At 57.2% G+C, this 18,339-nt stretch carries 11 protein-coding genes and 1 pseudogene; 7 read left to right on the top strand and 5 right to left on the bottom strand.

All coding sequences use genetic code 11. The features are described from left to right. Nucleotides 1-82 precede the first annotated feature (82 nt). On the top strand, nucleotides 83-1,354 hold the full coding sequence (locus CA51_RS12800; RefSeq protein WP_145121151.1) for a lactonase family protein: 1,272 nt from the start codon (nucleotides 83-85) through the stop codon (nucleotides 1,352-1,354). A gap of 14 nt (nucleotides 1,355-1,368) precedes the next feature. Here the strand turns inward: CA51_RS12800 and CA51_RS12795 are convergent, their stop codons facing one another. From CA51_RS12795 to CA51_RS12780, 4 genes are all read right to left on the bottom strand, one after another. Continuing rightward, nucleotides 1,369-2,832 carry a DUF1501 domain-containing protein gene (locus tag CA51_RS12795; RefSeq protein WP_145121149.1) on the bottom strand — a complete coding sequence of 488 codons (1,464 nt, stop codon included), beginning with the start codon at nucleotides 2,830-2,832 and terminating at the stop codon, nucleotides 1,369-1,371. A 72-nt stretch (nucleotides 2,833-2,904) separates the two neighbouring features. Further along, on the bottom strand, nucleotides 2,905-4,971 hold the full coding sequence (locus CA51_RS12790; RefSeq protein ID WP_145121147.1) for a PSD1 and planctomycete cytochrome C domain-containing protein: 2,067 nt from the start codon (nucleotides 4,969-4,971) through the stop codon (nucleotides 2,905-2,907). A 973-nt stretch (nucleotides 4,972-5,944) separates the two neighbouring features. Beyond that, complete coding sequence (locus tag CA51_RS12785; protein ID WP_145121144.1) at nucleotides 5,945-6,616, bottom strand: class I SAM-dependent methyltransferase; 672 nt, start codon at nucleotides 6,614-6,616, stop codon at nucleotides 5,945-5,947. Nucleotides 6,617-6,649: 33 nt separating this feature from the next. Then, entirely contained in the window at nucleotides 6,650-7,015 is a 366-nt protein-coding gene (locus CA51_RS12780) for a hypothetical protein (protein WP_145121142.1), read from the bottom strand. Nucleotides 7,016-7,199: 184 nt separating this feature from the next. Between CA51_RS12780 and CA51_RS26375 the strand changes: the two are divergent. The 6 genes and pseudogenes from CA51_RS26375 to CA51_RS12755 form a co-directional block, all read left to right on the top strand. Continuing rightward, nucleotides 7,200-7,307, top strand: a pseudogene (locus CA51_RS26375) (zf-HC2 domain-containing protein); the annotation flags it as partial. A gap of 195 nt (nucleotides 7,308-7,502) precedes the next feature. Next, a complete protein-coding gene (locus CA51_RS12775) occupies nucleotides 7,503-8,117 on the top strand; it encodes an anti-sigma factor (protein WP_231746157.1) in 615 nt (204 codons plus the stop codon). Between the two features lie 9 nt (nucleotides 8,118-8,126). After that, a complete protein-coding gene (locus CA51_RS12770; RefSeq protein ID WP_145121138.1) occupies nucleotides 8,127-10,499 on the top strand; it encodes a heavy metal-binding domain-containing protein in 2,373 nt (790 codons plus the stop codon). A 9-nt stretch (nucleotides 10,500-10,508) separates the two neighbouring features. Further along, entirely contained in the window at nucleotides 10,509-10,862 is a 354-nt protein-coding gene (locus CA51_RS12765; protein ID WP_145121136.1) for a four helix bundle protein, read from the top strand. Between the two features lie 2 nt (nucleotides 10,863-10,864). Beyond that, complete coding sequence (locus CA51_RS12760) at nucleotides 10,865-14,983, top strand: efflux RND transporter permease subunit (protein ID WP_145121134.1); 4,119 nt, start codon at nucleotides 10,865-10,867, stop codon at nucleotides 14,981-14,983. Between the two features lie 67 nt (nucleotides 14,984-15,050). Then, nucleotides 15,051-15,611, top strand: a complete 561-nt coding sequence (locus CA51_RS12755) for an RNA polymerase sigma factor (protein ID WP_231746155.1) — start codon at nucleotides 15,051-15,053, stop codon at nucleotides 15,609-15,611. A gap of 106 nt (nucleotides 15,612-15,717) precedes the next feature. Here the strand turns inward: CA51_RS12755 and CA51_RS12750 are convergent, their stop codons facing one another. Then, complete coding sequence (locus CA51_RS12750) at nucleotides 15,718-17,253, bottom strand: TolC family protein (protein ID WP_338052349.1); 1,536 nt, start codon at nucleotides 17,251-17,253, stop codon at nucleotides 15,718-15,720. Nucleotides 17,254-18,339: the final 1,086 nt, after the last annotated feature.

Genomic DNA, 18,339 nt, shown 5'->3' with positions numbered 1-18,339 from the left:
ATTTCATGATGTCGTCTGAATATCATGGCTTCTCCCTCCTTTACTCATCCCCCGATTCCCACCCTTTTGAAGCAAGACCGCTATGACGCACTCCGCCCCTTCCCGACGCCGCTTCCTGCAAACATCGATCGCATTGGCGGGGACGCTTCCCTTGGCCAAAGGGCTGCGAGCCGCTGAGCCCGCTGCGAAGGAGCGGCCTTTGATGGCGTACGTCGGCACGTTCAGTTCGCCGTTGCAGGACGTGCTGCCAACGCAAGTCGATCTGCCACCGGGGAACGGTCGAGGAATCCATACGTTTCGCGTCGACCGGGCGACCGGAGCGCTGACGGCTGCGGGAGACTATCCGCTGGGGACCAGTCCCAGTTGTCTGGTCGTCAACGCGGCCGGAACGCGGCTCTATTCGGCCAACGAAACCGATCGTGTGGGAGCGGACAAGCAGGGGACGGTCAGCGCGTTTGCGATCGACCCAGCCGATGGGCAGCTGAAACTCTTGAACACCGTTCCGGCCGGCGGTGCAGGGCCAACCTACGTCAGCATCCATCCCACCGGCAAATTCCTGTTGGTCGCCAATTATTTTGGTGGCTCCGTTTCGGTGATGCCGATCTTGGAAGACGGCCGTTTGGGCGAGGCGAGCGACACGAAAGTCGACGAGGGACCGATCGGTCCAACGAAGGCGACTAACGCGCCGGAGGGGAGCTTCGCGATCAGCGGTCACGACCGGACGCATGCTCATATGATCGAAGCCGATCCATCGGGGCGGTTTGTCCTGCACGTCGACCTCGGTTTGGACAAGATCTACGTCTGGAAGTTCGATGCCAAAACGGGAACCTTGCACGCGAACGATCCCGCCGGTGTCGACTTGCCGCCGGGCGACGGCCCGCGACACTTTTACTTCCATCCCGACGGGCGTTGGTTCTATTCGATTCAGGAGGAAGGATCGACGATCGCTCTGTTCGATTACGATTCCCAAGCGGGGCGGTTAACGCCAAGACAAACGATCTCGACGCTGCCGCCTAGCTTCACCGGCAGCAATTTCTGCTCCGAGATCTTGGTCTCTGCCGACGGACGATACGTCTACGCGGGCAATCGACTGCACGACAGCATTGGAATTTTTGCGATCAGCGACGATGGAACGCTCAGCTACGTTGGCGAAGAGTGGACGCGGGGCAATTATCCACGCAGCTTTAACTTCGACCCGACCGGTGAGTTCTTGTATTGTTGCAACCAGCGAGCCGATCACGTCACTGTCTTCAAGGTCGATAAAAAGACCGGCAAGCTCGACTTCACCGACCAATACGTCCCGGTCGGAAATCCGTCGATGATCACCTTCTTGGACCTTGCCAAAGTCGACTGAGCGAGCTGCCGCAGCTAGGCGAGCAGATCGTGGACGACGCGAGCCGGGTCGACTCCCGTCAGGCGGAAGTCGAGGCCTTGGAAGCGGACCGACAAACGGTGGTGATCGAAACCTAACAAGTGCAAAAGTGTGGCATGGATGTCGTGGACATGCACGGGGTTTTCGATCGGACCAAAACCAAATTCGTCGGTTTCGCCGTAGACCAATCCCGGCTTAAACCCGCCCCCAGCAAACCACATCGTGAAGGCATCGATGTGATGGTTCCGGCCGGTGTTCTGGCGGACTTCGCCCATCGGCGTCCGGCCAAATTCGCCACCCCAGATCACGATCGTATCCTCCAACAGCCCGCGTTGTTTGAGGTCCATGACCAGCGCGGCCGAGGCTTGATCGATCTCCTTGCAGTTTTGGGGCAGATGCTGCTGCAAATTTTCCGTCGGCCCGCCGTGGTGATCCCAGTTGGTGTGATACAGCTGGATGCAGCGGACGCCTCGTTCGACCAACCGCCGGGCCAACAAACAGTTCCGCGCGTAGCTCGATTCATTGGGGTCTTTGATCCCATAAAGCTCCAGCGTCTCAGCGCTTTCGTCGGTCGTGTCCATCAGTTCCGGGGCAGAGCTTTGCATCTTGTAAGCTAGCTCGTAAGCATTGATCCGCGTCGCGATCTCTTGGTCGCCGGTTTCTACCAAACGCTTCAGGTTCAGCTCGCGAACGCTGTCGATCAATTGCCGCTGCTGGGCGTCGCTGATCGATGATGGCGTCGACAGATTCAGGATCGGATCGCCTTGGCTGCGCAGCGGCACCCCTTGATAGGTCGTCGGCAGCACGCCGCTTCCCCACAGCACCGCCCCGCCGCGTGGCCCCCGCGGTCCGCTTTGCAACACCAGGAAGCCGGGTAGATCGTCGCACTCGCTCCCCAAACCGTATGTGATCCAAGATCCCATGCTCGGTCGCCCGAACTGGCCGCTGCCGGTGTTCATAAACAGCTTGGCCGGGGCGTGATTAAACAGATCGGTCTTGCAGGTTTTGACGATCGTCAATTCGTCGACGATCTTTGCTGTATGCGGCAATAGATCGCTGACCCACGTTCCGTTTTGGCCATACTGTTGGAACTTCTGCGTGGGACCAAGCAGATTGCTGCGGTGGCTGCTGTCCATAAACGCAAACCGTTTTCCCGCGACGAGGCTTTCGGGAATCGGCTCGCCATTCAGCTCGGTCAACTTTGGCTTGTATTCAAACGTTTCCAGCTGAGTTGGCCCGCCCGCCATGAACAGGAAGATTACGTTTTTCGCTTTGCCCGGAAAGTGGCTCGGCTTCGGCGACATCGGGTTCTGCGAACTCTCTGCCACTTCCGCCTGGCTACGTTCCGCCATCAGCGACGACAACGCGATCGAACCGAGTCCCATCGAGCAGCGGCTGAAGAAGTGGCGACGCGTTTGATCGCGAAGCAGATCGGCGGGTGAGTTCGTTTGAGCTGGCATCGGTGGTTCCGTCGCTGAAAGTTTCTATTGTTTGCGTCGACGTCGAGCTGCGGCCGCATCGCCGCTGGCCGTTTATTCCCGTGTGATCGTTTCGTCCAGATTCAACATCGCGCGGGCTGCGCCGAGCGTGTCCAGACGCTGCAAAATCGCAAGCTCATCGGACGATGCCGATCGCGAAGTACAGCGGCGGAACGCGGCCTGCAGACCATCACGCCGGATGATCTCTTCGAGTGCTTCGGCGAATTCGAAGAACGCCGGATCGTTCATCAGCGTCAACGCTTGCAGCGGAGTGTTGCTGCGGATCCGCCGCGTGCAACTGCTCAGCCCATCGGGAGCGTCGAAGACATTCAACGACGGCGGCGGCGTGGCGCGGAACTTAAACGTATAGATCCCGCGGCGAAACCGGGCCTCTCCCTTGCTGGTCCGCCACGATCGCTTCACCTGCCCCTGTCCCATGATCCCATCGGGAATGGGGGGATATACCGGCGGACCGCCTAACGTCGGCGACAACAATCCGCTAGCGACCAATGCCACGTCGCGGACGATCTCCGCATCCAACCGCAACCGTTGTTGGCGTCCCAATAGATAGTTGTGTGGATCGATTTCGTCGAGATCTTGGCGTCGAAGCGATGACTGTTGGTAGGTTTTGCTACTGACGATCAAGCGATGCATCTCTTTCATGCTCCAACCGCGCTCGACAAATTCGATCGCCAACCAATCCAACAGCTCTGGGTGCGACGGCGAACTTCCTTGCAAGCCGAAGTCGTTGTCGATCTCCGATAAACCGCGGCCAAAGTAATGCTGCCAGATTCGATTGACGATCACGCGAGCCGTCAGCGGATTCTCGGGACTCATGATCCAGCGGGCTAGATCGAGCCGATTCGCCGGACCATCGCCGGTCTGCATCGGATGCAAGATCGATGGCGTTCCAGGAGCGACCTCCGCATCGGGACGCGTGAAGTCGCCTTTGATCAGTACGGTCGTCGTCCGCGGCTTGGCACGTTCTTTCATCACCATCGTCGACCGTTTCTCGTCCAGCTTCAGCGTCGGTTCGTCCTGATTATTTAGGAAGGCGAACATCTGGTAATATTCGACTTGCGTAATCGGATCGAACTTATGGTCGTGGCACTGGGCACATCCGACAGTCAGTCCCAGCCAAACGGTTCCCGTTGTGGCGACGCGGTCGAAGATGCTGTCGACACGGAACTGTTCCTTGTCGATCCCTCCCTCTTGGTTGATTTGGGTGTTGCGATGGAAACCGGTAGCGATCTTCTGGTCCTGGGTCGCATCGGGCAACAGGTCGCCCGCCAATTGTTCGATCGTGAAGGTGTCGAAGGGCATATCGTTGTTCAGCGCGTCGATCACCCAGTCGCGGTAGCTCCAGATCTGACGCGGGGCGTCGATCGAGTAACCGTTGCTGTCGGCATACCTCGCTTGATCCAGCCACCAACGGCCCCAGCGTTCTCCGTAGTGAGGGCTTGCCAGCAAGCGTTCGACAAGGTCGCGATATGCAGAATCGAAATCTACTTCGGCCGCCGCGACAAACGCATCGACTTCGGCGGGCGTCGGCGGCAGGCCGATCAAGTCCAAACCGATCCGCCGAATCAGAGTCTCCGGAGCCGCGCGATCCGATGGCGTGAGCCCGGCGTCCGTCAACCGAGCTTGAACAAACCTATCGACCGGATGTTGCGCGGCGGACGTTTCGGGCAATGGACTGCGGTGCGGCGGCGCGAAGGCCCAGTGTTGATCGTAGGTCGCCCCTTGAGCGATCCAATCGCGGAGCGTCTGTTTTTGAGCGGCTGTCAGTTGTTTGCCCGATTCGTGCGGCGGCATCACGGTGTCGGGATCGTCCGACAAAACACGAAGCATCAACTCGCTGTCGTCGGGATCGCCGGGAACGATCGCTGTCGAACCGCCATCGGCACCGGTGGCACCGGAAAACGTGTCCAGCCGAAGATCGCCTTCGCGTGCGGCTTCGTCGAACCCGTGGCAGGCGTAACAGGTCTCCGCCAGAATCGGGCGAACATCGCGATTGAATTCGACTTCCGCCGCCGAGAGTACCGGGATGCCGCCGAGCAACAAGCCGATCAACGCGATGGTCATGCGACGATCTGAATAGCGAAAGTGCACGTATTTCATGCTGATCAGGGCCAACGATTACGTGTGATGGGAGGGGGACGCCGCAGGGGACGTGAGGCGGAACGAGCCTCCATCATAACACGAAACCAAGCCGTTTGCCGGTCGGCCAGCAGGGCCAATCAGGGCTAACCCGTGTTTGAATTTGTGGGGACTTGCTGCGTAGTATTCTCCGTCGAGGTTAATGGAGTTGGTTTCAACCTACGGAGAGACCACTGTGAAAGTTCCCGCTGCTGGGAGTTTGTTGGCCATCTTGGCCGCAATTCCCGACTATCGAGGGCGAAAGGGACGCCGCCATTCATTAGCTGCCATGCTGGCGGCGTGATCACTCAGGCAGACATACTAGGTCATACCAATGAACACACGTCGGCGATTCAGCTTTTGCGCAGCGTTGTCTTGGAGGGACGAATGGTGACGTCCGACGCAGTGATTTGCCAGCGGGATATCTGTTAACAGATTACCGATTTTGGCGGTGATTATTTGGTCGCATTGAAAGACAACCAACCAGAGTTGAAGCAGCGAGGTGGTGACTCGATTCCGGGCGCGCCCAGGGCCTATTTTTGACCTGGATGAACAGATCCAATTACGTGTTGAAGAGCAGCGAGTCTCTTTTTCAGCCGAGGCAAATCAAAAGGCTGCGGTCGCGGTCGCGGTTGAGATTGCTGATCGTGACGCACAACTGAAGGAACTGGCGGAGACGCTCAATACGGTGCGCGAACGAGTTGGAGTTGCGTATACCGCATCGCCAGCTTCAGTCGGAAAGGGAATCGCTGAAGCTGTAAGTTGCTTGTCAATTGGATGCCGAACGCAACGAAATTTTTGAAGAGACGAAGTTGCAATCGGACGGAGCCCTGGAATACTCCCCAAAGACCAATCCCAGCGTCATGAAGGTCTCGAGCCAATTCCGAGCAAGGATCTTCCGTGCCAGCGACCTATCATGAACAAGTATTGGGGCAGCGAACTCGCCCAAGTTGCTTCAACTGACGTGGGAATACACATGAAATACGGCTGCCCCGTACTTGTAGGTTAGCGTTTGTTGAAAATAATCGTCGTTGGCCAGCAATTCGGGAAAGCGGAATTCGTCGATGATCAGGCAGAGATCTCTTGGGTGTTCCTCGAGCGACCGGCGTAACATCTGGAGGAAGCGATCGGTCACCGAGTAGTCGAAGGGTGAATACAGAAAGAAGACGGTTTCGCTTCCGTCCAACTGGTAGTCGAGAATATTGGTGCAGATGACTTTGATCGATTCGGCGTTGGGACAGACCTTCCCGAAGGCCTGCACGTTTTGCTTCGCGAGCCGACATAACGCGGGCGAGATTTCCAAGCCAAGGACTTGCGAGAACCCATGCTCTGCGGCGAGCAACAGAACACGGCCTTTGCCGCAGCCAACATCAACGAACACTCCCTCGCGTGAGAGGTCGACCTTCTCCATGATCTTGCGAAAGTATCTCGATCGCGTCGGTTTGTATTTGTCGGCGTGCTGCTTGTCTTCTTGACTGATATCGAGGTCGTTGATCGCGACCTCGGATCGAGTCTCCAGTCGATATCGTTTATCGAACAGGTAGTCGTCGTAGACGCTCAAGGCGCTTTGAAGCGTGCTTGTTGGTCGCTTTGAGAAAACCCGTTTCAGAAGTGCAGTCGTTGGCATAGGCACTTTCGGCAAACGCTATTTCGGTGCTAGTTACTTCAATTTGGCGAGGTGTTTGTCGGGCTCGGCGAGCAGTTTGGCTTTGCAGCCGTCACAGCAAATCCAAACTGCCTCGCCATCGACGTCGACCTTTTTTGGGGCTCCCATCGTGCCCAGCATCTCGCCGCTAACGGGACAGATGTGTTGGGCCATCGCGGCCTTGTAGTCCTGCGGCGAAAGTTCATTCAGCCCCGGCATCATCTTGTCCATTGGCGACTTGGCGTCGGCGTGATCGTCAGCCGCGTCGCTAGCGGGAGCCGCAGTTGGCGTCACCTGATCAGGTTCGGTCGAACTGCAACCGTAGATGCCGAGAATGAGCAGCCCTCCGAGAAGGACGGGGGCAAATATCGAGACTCGCATGAGGGGGCCTTCGGGGATGAGGAGGGGGATTTCTTTCGTTGACGTCGATTTGGATGCTTGGGCGGTCGCTTTCTTCACGCGGCACGACGAGAATTCTTCTATTCCGCCTAAATGCGTGAAGAAACGCTAACATCGGGCATCAAAACCAGTTCAGCAGAAGCGTTTCCCAGAGAGTGAGTGGGCTATGTCAACCATCGATTGCAAAACGGTGCAGCCATTCCTGTCGGCTTATCACGACGGTGAGCTTGCGGCTGGACAAGCGGCAACTGTGGCGCACCATGTTGAGTCATGCGAATCATGCGCGGCAGAGTTGCGCGCGTTCGAATCACTCGGAGCCGCTTTCGCAAAGACTCCTATCCCCGCCAAACCGGCTGAGCTTTGGCTTCAGATTGAGCGCGAGCTTCCGGCCGCCCCAGGGCCGGTGACACTGTCGCATCGGTTCGGCATTTGGATTCGTGAGTCGCCGTATGGTGCGGGGTTGGTGTCGATGGTCGCGTCGATTTTGTTGGTGCTTGGCTTTGGGCTCTGGTACGGTGGAGATAGCCGAGGAGTGAAGGAGATGGGGGGCCAGGGTGCGATGGTGATGCACGGCAGCAAAGGACATACGCACGATGGTGAAATGTCGGCTGAACACATGGCCGAATTTGTTAGTGTGATGGATGACTATTTGCGGCAACTGCCTCGCGATCCGGAAGGAGCCGAACGGATGCTGCAGGCAAAGTACGACGGTGAAGACGTCGACGCGGACGGCGCGGTGAGGTTGGTCGGTTATCGACCGATTGTTTCGGGTGGTTTGCCAGAGGGTTATTCGTTGGCATCGACGAGCGTTTTGAAAATGCCGTGTTGCACCTGTGTGAAGGCGGTTTGCAAACGGAGTGACGGTTCGACGCTGGTTCTATTTGAACACGACGACGAAGAGACGGCTTGGTTTGGCGGTCGCCGCCAGACGATGGCGATGTGTGGCGACAAAAATTGCTGCCTTGTCGATCTCGATTCCAGTATTGCGGCAACCTGGAAACAGGGTTCGCGAAGCGTCACGGCAGTAGGCGTTCGCGACCAAGACGAAGTGGCGAAGCTGGTGACCTGGTTGGACAAATCCTAAAGGGTGCTCATGAACGAATTCTTCAAACGCCACCGCGGAAAACTCTGGGTTGCTCAAGCGGTGGCGTTTGTGCTGCTCGGTGCCTTCGTTGCATCGTGGTTTCGTGGCGGGGTGGACGGGCCGAATGTCTCAACGACTTCTGCGACGTCGAATTCCGGTGGGACGCAAAGTAAGCCGTCGATTTGGACTTGCGCGATGCACCCGCAAATACGTCGCGATGGTCCGGGCAATTGTCCGATTTGCGGCATGGCCTTGGTGCCGGTCAGGGATTCGGTCGATGGAGTTCGCACGGTTTCGGTCAGCCCCGCGATCAAGAGCCTGATGAACCTGCAAGTCAGCCCGGTGCGTCGCCAATACGTGACTGCCGACGTTCGCATGGTTGGCAAGGTCGAATACGATGAAACACGTCTTGCTCACATCACCGCTTGGGTCCCCGGTCGATTGGAACGCATGTTCGTCGACTTCACTGGCGTCGCGGTGAAGAAGGGAGACCACATGGTGCAAATCTACAGCGAGGCACTCTACACCGCACAGGAGGAACTGTTGGCGGTTACCAAACGTGATCGCCCGCAGAATTCTTCGCGGTTCATCGCCCCCCTGGACCTTGCTGAGTCCGCTCGCGAGAAACTGCGTTTGCTCGGTTTAACGACGGAGCAGATTCAAACGATCGAACAACGCGGCAAGTCATCCGAAACCGTGACGATCTACTCGCCCGTCGGCGCCGTGGTGGTTTCGAAGAACAAGCAAGAAGGTGACCGCGTTCAAACGGGCGATCGAATCTACACCGTCGCGGATTTGAGTCGTTTGTGGGTCCAGATGGATGCCTACGAATCGGACTTGGCTTGGTTGCGCTACGGGCAAAATGTCGAGTTTTCGACGGAAGCGTATCCGGGGGATGTGTTCCGTGGCCAAATCGCGTTCATCGACCCGATGTTAAACGAGGATACGCGAACGGTGAAGGTACGAGTCAACGTACCGAACGACGATGGTCGCTTAAAACCTGAGATGTTTGTGCGGGCGGTCGTCAAAAGCCACGTCGCGTCGGGGGGACGAGTGATGGATGCATCGCTTGCTGGCAAGTGGATCAGTCCGATGCATCCAGAGATCGTGAAGGACAAGCCAGGCAACTGTGATATCTGTGGCATGCCGCTAGTTCGCGCGGAATCGCTGGGATACGTCACCGCGGAACCAACCAAGGCGACGAAGCCGTTGGTTGTCCCCGTCTCGGCGGTGTTGCTGACTGGCACGCGAGCGATTGTGTACGTGCAGATTCCCGATGCAGATAAGCCGACTTATGAAGGTCGCGAGATCGTGATCGGTGCGCGAGCGGGGGACTTCTATCTTGTGAAGTCCGGACTCGAAGAAGGCGATCTTGTCGTGACCAACGGCAACTTCAAACTCGATAGTGCGCTGCAAATTTCTGCGAAGCCCTCGATGATGACGCCGCAAGGTGGCGGCGGGGGAGGACACAATCACGGTCAGATGGGAAGCAAGGGAGACGGGAAGTCTGGGAGTGGGGGAGATATGGAACGTGGTTCCGCTGCCACACTTCCAGACTCCCTCGCTCCCCCTCTTCAAAACGCGTTCCAGGAACTCGTGAAGCGTTTTAAAGCGATTCGAGAAAAAGTCGAAACGGCGAACCTCGCAGAGATTCGCGCGGGCTACGACCAACTGGGGAAAGCTGTCGAGGTGGTGCCGGCAGATTTGATCGGTCCGCAAATGCGACCGCAATGGTTCGAGGTCGCGATGCTGCTTCGCAACGACGTTACCGAAGGGCGCGAGGTCAATTCCATGCGTGACGCCGATCGTGTGTTCGCGTTGACTCGTCAGCACGTCGATCAGATGAAAGCTCAGTTTCCGTTGCCGATGTCGCACGACGAAATGCAGATGCCAGCGATGGCGAACATGGATGCTCCGCCGGAGGTTACGGAACAACTCAGCGGCTTCATTACTCCCTATTTGAAGCTTAGCACTGCTCTCGCTGCCGACGATTTGGACGCTGCGAAACAGGCTGTCGAGCCGTTGCATCAGCGATTGGCCGGCTTGCCGCAGATCGTTTCCGACGCCAAAGCGGTCGAAATATGGAGCAAAGAGAAACGCGACTTGTCCGAGATCGTTGCAAGCTTGCAGGATGCGAACAATCTCGCCGCTTTGCGTAGCGGGTTCGCTTTACTGTCCGAGCAGATGTTGAGTCTCGAGCGAATGTTCGGACTGCCGACCGACCAAACACTTTATGAGCTTCATTGTCCGATGGCCTTCGAGGGCCGCGGTGCATCGTGGCTTCAATCCGATGACGCGGTTCGCAATCCGTACTACGGCGCGTCGATGCTCCGCTGTGCGGATCGAGTCGAGAGTTTAGGGTCGAGAGTTGAGAGCAAATAGGGAGGGGTAATGTTCGGATTTGAGAAGCTCGACGTTTGGCAGAAATCAGTCGACTTGGCCGATCAAGTTTATCGCCTGACTTGCGAATTTCCGGACTACGAAAAGTTTGGACTGGCAAATCAGATGCGGCGAGCTGCGGTGTCAATCTCATCCAATATCGCAGAGGGAAGTGCTCGCGACTCAAAGAAGGATTTTGCGCGCTTCCTTCAGATCGCCTACGGATCCACGATGGAGGTTGTTTCTCAGCTCCATATCGCTCAAAGGCAAGAATTCATCGCGAAAGAAGATGCACGCAAACTCTACAAGGACTGCGAAGAGATCGCACGAATGACCAGCGGACTAAAACGAAGCTTGGGCATCTAAACATGCCCAACTCTCAACCCTCGACCCTCGACTCTCAACTAGACGCGGCGAAGCGAAGTCCGCTTGGCCGGCTGATCTGGTTCTGCATGACCAACAAGCTGGTCATCTTGTTGCTGGTCATTGCGACGCTTGGTTGGGGCGTTATGGTCGCTCCATTCGATTGGGACACCGGAGCATTTCCCCGCGATCCGGTCCCCGTCGATGCGATTCCTGACATCGGGGAGAACCAGCAGATCGTTTTCACGCAGTGGATGGGGCGCAGCCCGCAGGATGTGGAGGATCAGATCGGTTATCCCCTGACGGTCGCTCTGCTGGGAATCCCAGAAGTCAAGACGATCCGCAGTTATTCGATGTTCGGCTTCTCGTCGATCTACATCATCTTTGGGGAAGACGCTGACTTCTATTGGTCGCGAACGCGAGTGCTGGAAAAGCTCAACAGCCTTCCCGCTGGAACACTGCCGGAAAGTGTTCAACCAACGCTGGGCCCCGACGCGACGGCACTTGGCCAGATTTATCTCTACACGCTCGAAGGTCAGGATCCCGATGGCAATCCAACAGGTGGTTGGGATCTGCGCGAACTGCGAACGATCCAGGACTATTACGTTCGCTACGCGTTGACTTCGGCCGAAGGGATCAGTGAAGTTGCGTCGATCGGTGGCTTCGTTCAGGAATACCAAATCGACGTCGACCCCGACGCGATGAGGGCCGCGGGTGTGACGCTAGCCAATGTGTTCGAATCGATTCGGATGACAAACGTCGATGTCGGTGCTCGGACGATCGAACTGAACAAGGCTGAATATGTCATCCGCGGTCTCGGTTTCATCGAAAGCATCGAAGACATCGAAAAGACAGTCGTGAAGGTGACCGATAACGTGCCGATCACGGTGGCCGACGTTGGGAACGTGTCGCTTGGTCCGGCGCAGCGGCGTGGTGCGTTGGACAAAGCCGGTGCCGAAGCGGTCGGCGGCATCGCGGTCGTGCGTTATGGGTACAACCCTTTGGCGGCAATCAAGAACATCAAGCAACGCATCAAAGAGGTTTCGCCCGGTTTGCCATCGAAGGTACTCGTCGACTACACAAAGACGTCGGCCGATGAGGTGGAAGATTGGGTCGAGAGTTTAGGGTTGAGAGTGGAGAGCGACGAAGACATCATTTCTTCTCTCTCTCAACCCTCGACTCTCAACAGTCAACTCGTTACCCATCTTCGTGGCTTGCCACGAGAACAGTGGCCAGCATGGATCACGACCAGTCAAGTTGCGGTTGTACCATTCTACGATCGGACTGGATTGATCTACGAGACACTGGGCACGCTGAACACGGCGCTCTTCGAAGAAATCCTCGTCACGATCATCGTAATCCTGGTGATGGTCATCCATTTACGCAGCTCGTTCCTGATTAGCGCATTGCTACCGCTGGCCGTGCTGATGTGCTTCATCGCGATGAAGACGTTCGGTGTGGATGCCAATATCGTCGCTCTGTCAGGTATCGCGATTGCGATCGGGACGATGGTCGATATGGGGATCATTGTTACTGAGAATATTCTCAAGTATTTGGATGAGAGTCGAGAGTTGAGAGGTGGGAGCGAGGCTGAAGTTGAGGGTCGAGGATTGAGAGTCGAGAGCGACAAGTCAAGAACGCTCAACTCTTCACTCTCAACCCTCGACTCCCAACCCTCAACCCTCAACCTGATCTTTCGTGCCTCGCACGAGGTGGCCGGTGCGGTGCTGACCGCTGTGACAACGACCGTGGTCAGTTTCCTGCCGGTCTTCACGATGATCGGTGCGGAAGGCAAGCTATTTCGGCCGCTCGCGTTCACCAAAACGTTTGCACTTGCAGCGTCCGTCATCGTGGCGTTGACCATCATCCCGCCAGCCGCCCACGTCCTGATGGGGGGACGGATTGAATCAAAGAGCCTGCGTCGTGGAGCTTGGTTCGCGTTGCTGATTCTGGGCATCGCCGCGTCGATCATGTTGACGTGGTGGGTAGGAGCGATCCTTATCGGCCTGTCCGCTTACAAATTATTTGAAGAACGCATTCCGCTGCGATTCGAACGCTATGGACCCTACGCGGCAAGCGCTCTCGCGGCGTTGGTCGTCGGCGTGTTGTTGACTCAAGAATGGTTGCCGCTGGGACCGCAGAAAGGTTTGCTGTTGAATCTTTTGTTCGTTGGTGGATTGATCGGTGGCATCCTCGGGTTCTTCACCCTCTTTCAACGATTCCTGTACGAACCGATCCTGCGTTGGTGCCTGGATCACAAGCTTGCGTTTCTGATGCTGCCAACCGCGATCCTGCTGTTCGGCGGATCGGCGTGGCTGGGATTCGACAAAGTGTTCGGGTTCATCCCCAAAACGCTCGCCGTAGCTGGCGTGTCCGAATCGACAGTTCGGCAATCCGGACCGTGGGTGGCTGCAACGAATACGCTGCCGGGACTTGGCAAAGAGTTCATGCCGCCGCTCGATGAAGGGTCGTTCCTTTACATGCCAACAACGATGCCGCACGCTTCGATCGGCGAAGCGATGGACGTGTTGCAGTTACAGAATCAACTGTTAGTCTCGATTCCCGAAGTCGAATCGGTCGTCGGCAAGATCGGTCGCGCCGACACCCCGCTCGATCCGGCTCCCGTTTCGATGATCGAAACCTACATCACGTACAAGTCGGAATACAAAACCGATAAAGATGGGCATCGGCTGAACTTTCGTTTCGACAACGCAACCGAAGATTTCGTCCGCGGCGAAGCGGGTGACCTGATCCCCGATGCCGGCGGCCGACCGTTTCGACAATGGCGTGATGAGATTCGCAAGTCGGATGACATTTGGCAAGCGATCACGACGGCGGCCCAGATTCCTGGCACGACATCGGCCCCCAAGCTGCAACCGATCGCGGCGCGGATCGTGATGCTGCAAAGCGGTATGCGTGCGCCAATGGGAATGAAGGTCAAAGGCCCGGACCTGGAAACGATCGAACGGGTTGCCTTGGAATTGGAATCGCTGCTGAAACAGATTCCCACCGTTCAATCGTCCGCTGTCATCGCCGACCGAATCGTCGGCAAGCCGTATTTGGAAATCGACATCGACCGCGATGCGATCAAGCGGTACGGATTGCATATCCGCAGCGTTCAGGACGTGATCGAAGTCGCGATCGGCGGCCGGCAAATCACAACAACCGTTGAGGGCCGCGAACGGTTTCCTGTCCGCGTGCGTTATGCTCGCGAGTTGCGCGACGACCTCGAATCGCTCGAGCGGATATTGGTCCCAACGCCATCGGGTGCCCAGATTCCGCTCGGCCAACTCGCCGACATCCGCTACACGCGCGGCCCACAAGTCATCAAGAGCGAAGACACGTTCTTGCTCGGTTACGTTCTGTTTGACAAGAAACCCGGTGAAGCGGAGGTCGATGTCGTCGAGCACGCTCAAGCGTTCCTGCAAGCCAAGATCGAATCCGGCGAGTTCACGTTGCCGGCAGGCGTGACGTACACCTTCGCTGGCAACTATGAAAACCAAATTCGATCCCAGAAGACTTTGGCGATCGTGCTGCCACTGGCCCTCGGGATCATCTTCTTGATCCTGTACTTGCAGTTCAAATCGGCGATCACGACATCGCTGGTTTTCAGTGGCATCCTGATCGCGTGGGCCGGGGGCTTCATCATGCTGTGGTTATACGGCACCACATGGTTCCTGGACTTCAGCATTTTCCGAACCGACATGCGTGATTTGTTCCAAGTCAAGACGATCAATCTCAGCGTCGCCGTTTGGGTCGGCTTCCTCGCCCTGTTTGGCATCGCCAGCGACGACGGTGTGGTGATCGCATCGTACCTGGACGAGAGTTTCCGGAAGGATCGCATCGAAAACGCTCAGCAAGCTCGCGAAGCCACGGTCACCGCCGGCATGCGCCGCGTTCGACCCTGCTTGATGACTACCGCGACCACGCTGCTCGCCCTGATCCCCGTGCTCACGTCAACCGGCCGCGGTAGCGACATCATGGTTCCGATGGCGATCCCCAGCTTTGGCGGCATGACGATCGAGATCATGACGATGCTGGTCGTCCCGGTGCTGTACTGCAGCGCGATGGAGTGGAAGTTGCGGCTGGGCATTAAGGATGAGCGGTTCGCCGAGAACGCTTGAATCTGAAAGGAGCCTGAGAGTCTGGATTTCCGCAGTCCACGCAAGGCAGCTGGTACCCCCGTGGGGTATGACTACAATTTGCGGAATGCAGCATCGGAATGAACGCAGCGAAGATGAACCAATTGACGGCGAAACGGTAAATGCCGGTGCGGCCGGGGATCGCGCTGCGCTACGAAGCATCTACGAAACAACATCGGATCGCGTCTTCCGTTTGATGGTTCGGATGGTCGGCCCACAGGACGCCGATGACCTGACGCAACAAACTTTTGTCCGAGCGTTCACGCGGCTCGCCCAGTTCAGCGGCCAATCGAAGTTCGAGACCTGGCTATACCGACTAGCGACGAATGAAGCTTTGCAGCATCTGCGACGCGAGAAGCATCGCCGGACGAAGCAGTTGATCGTTGAGCCAACGATGCTGGCAACCGACCACGTCGAGCAAGACGAACGAATCGCGATGCTCCGCCAGGCCCTCGACCAACTCGATCCCGAGCTGCGAGCGATCTTCACGCTCAAAGAAGAGAGCGGGTTGTCGTACCAAGAGATTGCCCAGGCCCTTGGCATCCCCGAAGGGACCGTCGGTTCGCGGCTGAACCGGGCGCGCCGGGAACTGCGGAAGCTTTTGGAGTAGGGGAGTTGGGAGTGAGGGAGCTGGGAGTGAAGGAGCTGGGAGTGAAGGAGCTGGGAGTGAAGGAGTTGCATTCTCCCAACTCCCTCACTCCCAACTCCCCCACTTCCTAATAAGGGCAGCCCACCGTGCGATCCAACTGAGCGATCGTGCCGGCCAGAGTGGCGTCGATGCGGGCTAGCTGGGTCTCGAACATGAGGAGTTCGCGGTAGGTTTCGATCAGCGTGAAGAAGTCGGTCCGTTTGCCTCGGTAGTCGGCGATCGACAGTTTCAAGGTGTCCTCGGTGCGAGGAATGATACGGTCTTCGTAGATGTCGCGTTGTTCACTCAACGCATCCGCTTGGGCGATCAAGCGACGGATCTTGCCATAAAGCTCATCCCGTTCGGCTTCCAGACGGCGGGTTGTGCTGCTGGTGCGATGCGACGCTTCGCGGATCCCAGCGTCGATCTTATCGCGCCAAATAGGAAGCGTCGTGCCTAAATTGAAACTGATGTTGTCGTGGCCGTTGGCAACGGGACTGAGCACGCTGCTGCTGTCGCTGATCAATCCCCAATTCACGCCAACGGTAAAGTCGGGGTACTTCTGCAAACAGGCCAGACGTTGCTTTTCTCGATCGCGTTGGATCTCCCAAGCCAGGCCACGCAGCTTCGGATTGCACTGTTCGGCTAGCGAGATCAGCGATTCGATCTGCTGGGGCGTGTCGGCGATGTCGAGCTTGTCTACCGTTTCGGGGACGAGCCCCACTGGCTGTTGCAACAGCGTGGCGAGATCCGCTTGAGCAATCTGCTTTTGTTTGCGAAGCGAGATCAATTGTTCGTCGAGGCGATCGGTTTCGAGTTGAGCTCGCAAAACATCTTGTTGGGATCCACCGCTGCGATACCTCGCCTCTGCAACATCGGTTAGATCGGCGACGAGGTCTTTCGTCTCTTCGATGATCGCGATCGCTCGGCCAGCGAACCAGACTTCGTAATAGGCGAGCCGTACCGATTCGGTGATCTCGCGCGCAATCAGATCGACCTCCGCCTGCGCGATCTGAACTTCACGACTTGCAATTGCCGCTTTGGTTTGTAGCTTTTTCGGAAATGGAACCATCTGGTTGACCGACATCTGGTGACCGACCCGCCCTGCAGCGGTCTCCAACGCCTGATCTTGGATTGGCCAGAAAGTGTTGTTGAACGTCGGGTCGGGTAAGGCTTTGGCTTGTGGTATTACATAGGTCGCAGCGGCGACGCGATGACGCGCAGCAAGCAACTTGGGGTGACGCGCGAGTGCCGTGCTGATGAAGTAGTCGACTGAAGCAGGGGGGGAGTTGGGAGAAGGGGAGTTGGCTTCCTTTTTCTCCGCAGCCGCTTCATTACCGTCTTCCTTGCCTACCGTTTCCTTGTCTCCTTCACTCCCATCTCCCAACTCCCCCACTCCCAACTCCCCATCTGCCTCAGGCGGGTCGAGCTGCAGTCCTTTTCCGGTACTGCGCTCGTCAGTTTCCGCGGGGGCTTGCGCGATGAGGGTAGGGGCTGCGAAGACGACGCCATCGTTGTAGCCGACGGGCCGAATGGTCGCTGTTTCTCGTTCACTGGGGACTTGCTGACAATCGATCGCGCGGGCTGCGACCGAGTTGGTCGGAGCGACTTGCGGAGGTGCCATCGCGACGCCAACGTCCCGTTGCGAAGCGCAGCCAGACGCCGATGAGGCGATCAATGCTGTCAAAAGCAAGCGTTTCGCGAGTTTCGTCGTGGGCTGCGTAATTTGCCGATCCATGGCGTGCACATCCTGATGAACTATACTGAACGGAGTCAAAGTTTGCCTAACTGGCTGTTTCCCCTTGAACAAAGCAGCCGATTTTGCGATACATTTGATATACCTGGCATGGGTATCTTTTTCGGAAGGTCACATTGAGCAACTCCCCCATAATTCGCACCGTCGTTAATCTCTGCCTGATCGCTGCAATGGTGATTCAGCCGATGGCGATTGCGCACGCCGGATGTGCTCATGGAGCGTGCTGTAACGCACAGACTCGCTGCAACGCTTGCAAAAGCTGTGAAGTCGGAACCGATGGCGGCTTGTGCGGTTGCTGCAGCCGAATCGAGTCCAAGCCGGGCGGTTGCTGCGACAAGACGCCTGGAAAAGAGCACCGCGACGACACTTCCGAAGGTTCGGTTGGCAAGCTGTCGCCGGGTGACGGCGAAGATTTGACAAACGGCCAACCTTCGTTTTCATCCTGCCGGTGTGGGGTGCGTTCGGAGCCGATAGCACCTGCGCCTCAGCGGTCGCCTGTGTCACAAGAGCGAGACTTGGTGGTGATTGCCTATTTGGATCACAACGAATCCGAAGCGGGTTTTTCGCTCCTGTCCGACCATGGAAACTTACGATTGCCGATCGGTAGTCTGTCTCCACATTTCTCGCAGCGGATTCTCTGCATCTGGCGCATTTAGCGCCGTCTCTTTGAGAGAACTGCGCGCTCGCAGTTCTTCACCACCAACTTGGCTTTCCAGCGATCGATGCTGCGCGCTCATCCTGCCGGAGGCCTTCCGAGTTGCATTCCTGCGCGATCCATTTCGCGTTACCACAGCAATTAGAACCACCGACCCAATCCGTCAAGTGATTGGTTGGTTTGCGATCGGCGCTGCATAGCAGATCGCGGATCAGTCGCCAAACCGATTGGCGATTGTGGCTGGAACCATCGTGTGCCGTAGAACGCATAGAGAACTGACATGAATCAGGAAGAAGACA

This window comes from Rosistilla oblonga (assembly GCF_007751715.1).
Taxonomy (GTDB): domain Bacteria; phylum Planctomycetota; class Planctomycetia; order Pirellulales; family Pirellulaceae; genus Rosistilla; species Rosistilla oblonga.
The sequence above is the reverse complement of the archived record's forward strand: the minus strand, read 5'-3'. Positions and strand labels throughout refer to the sequence as shown.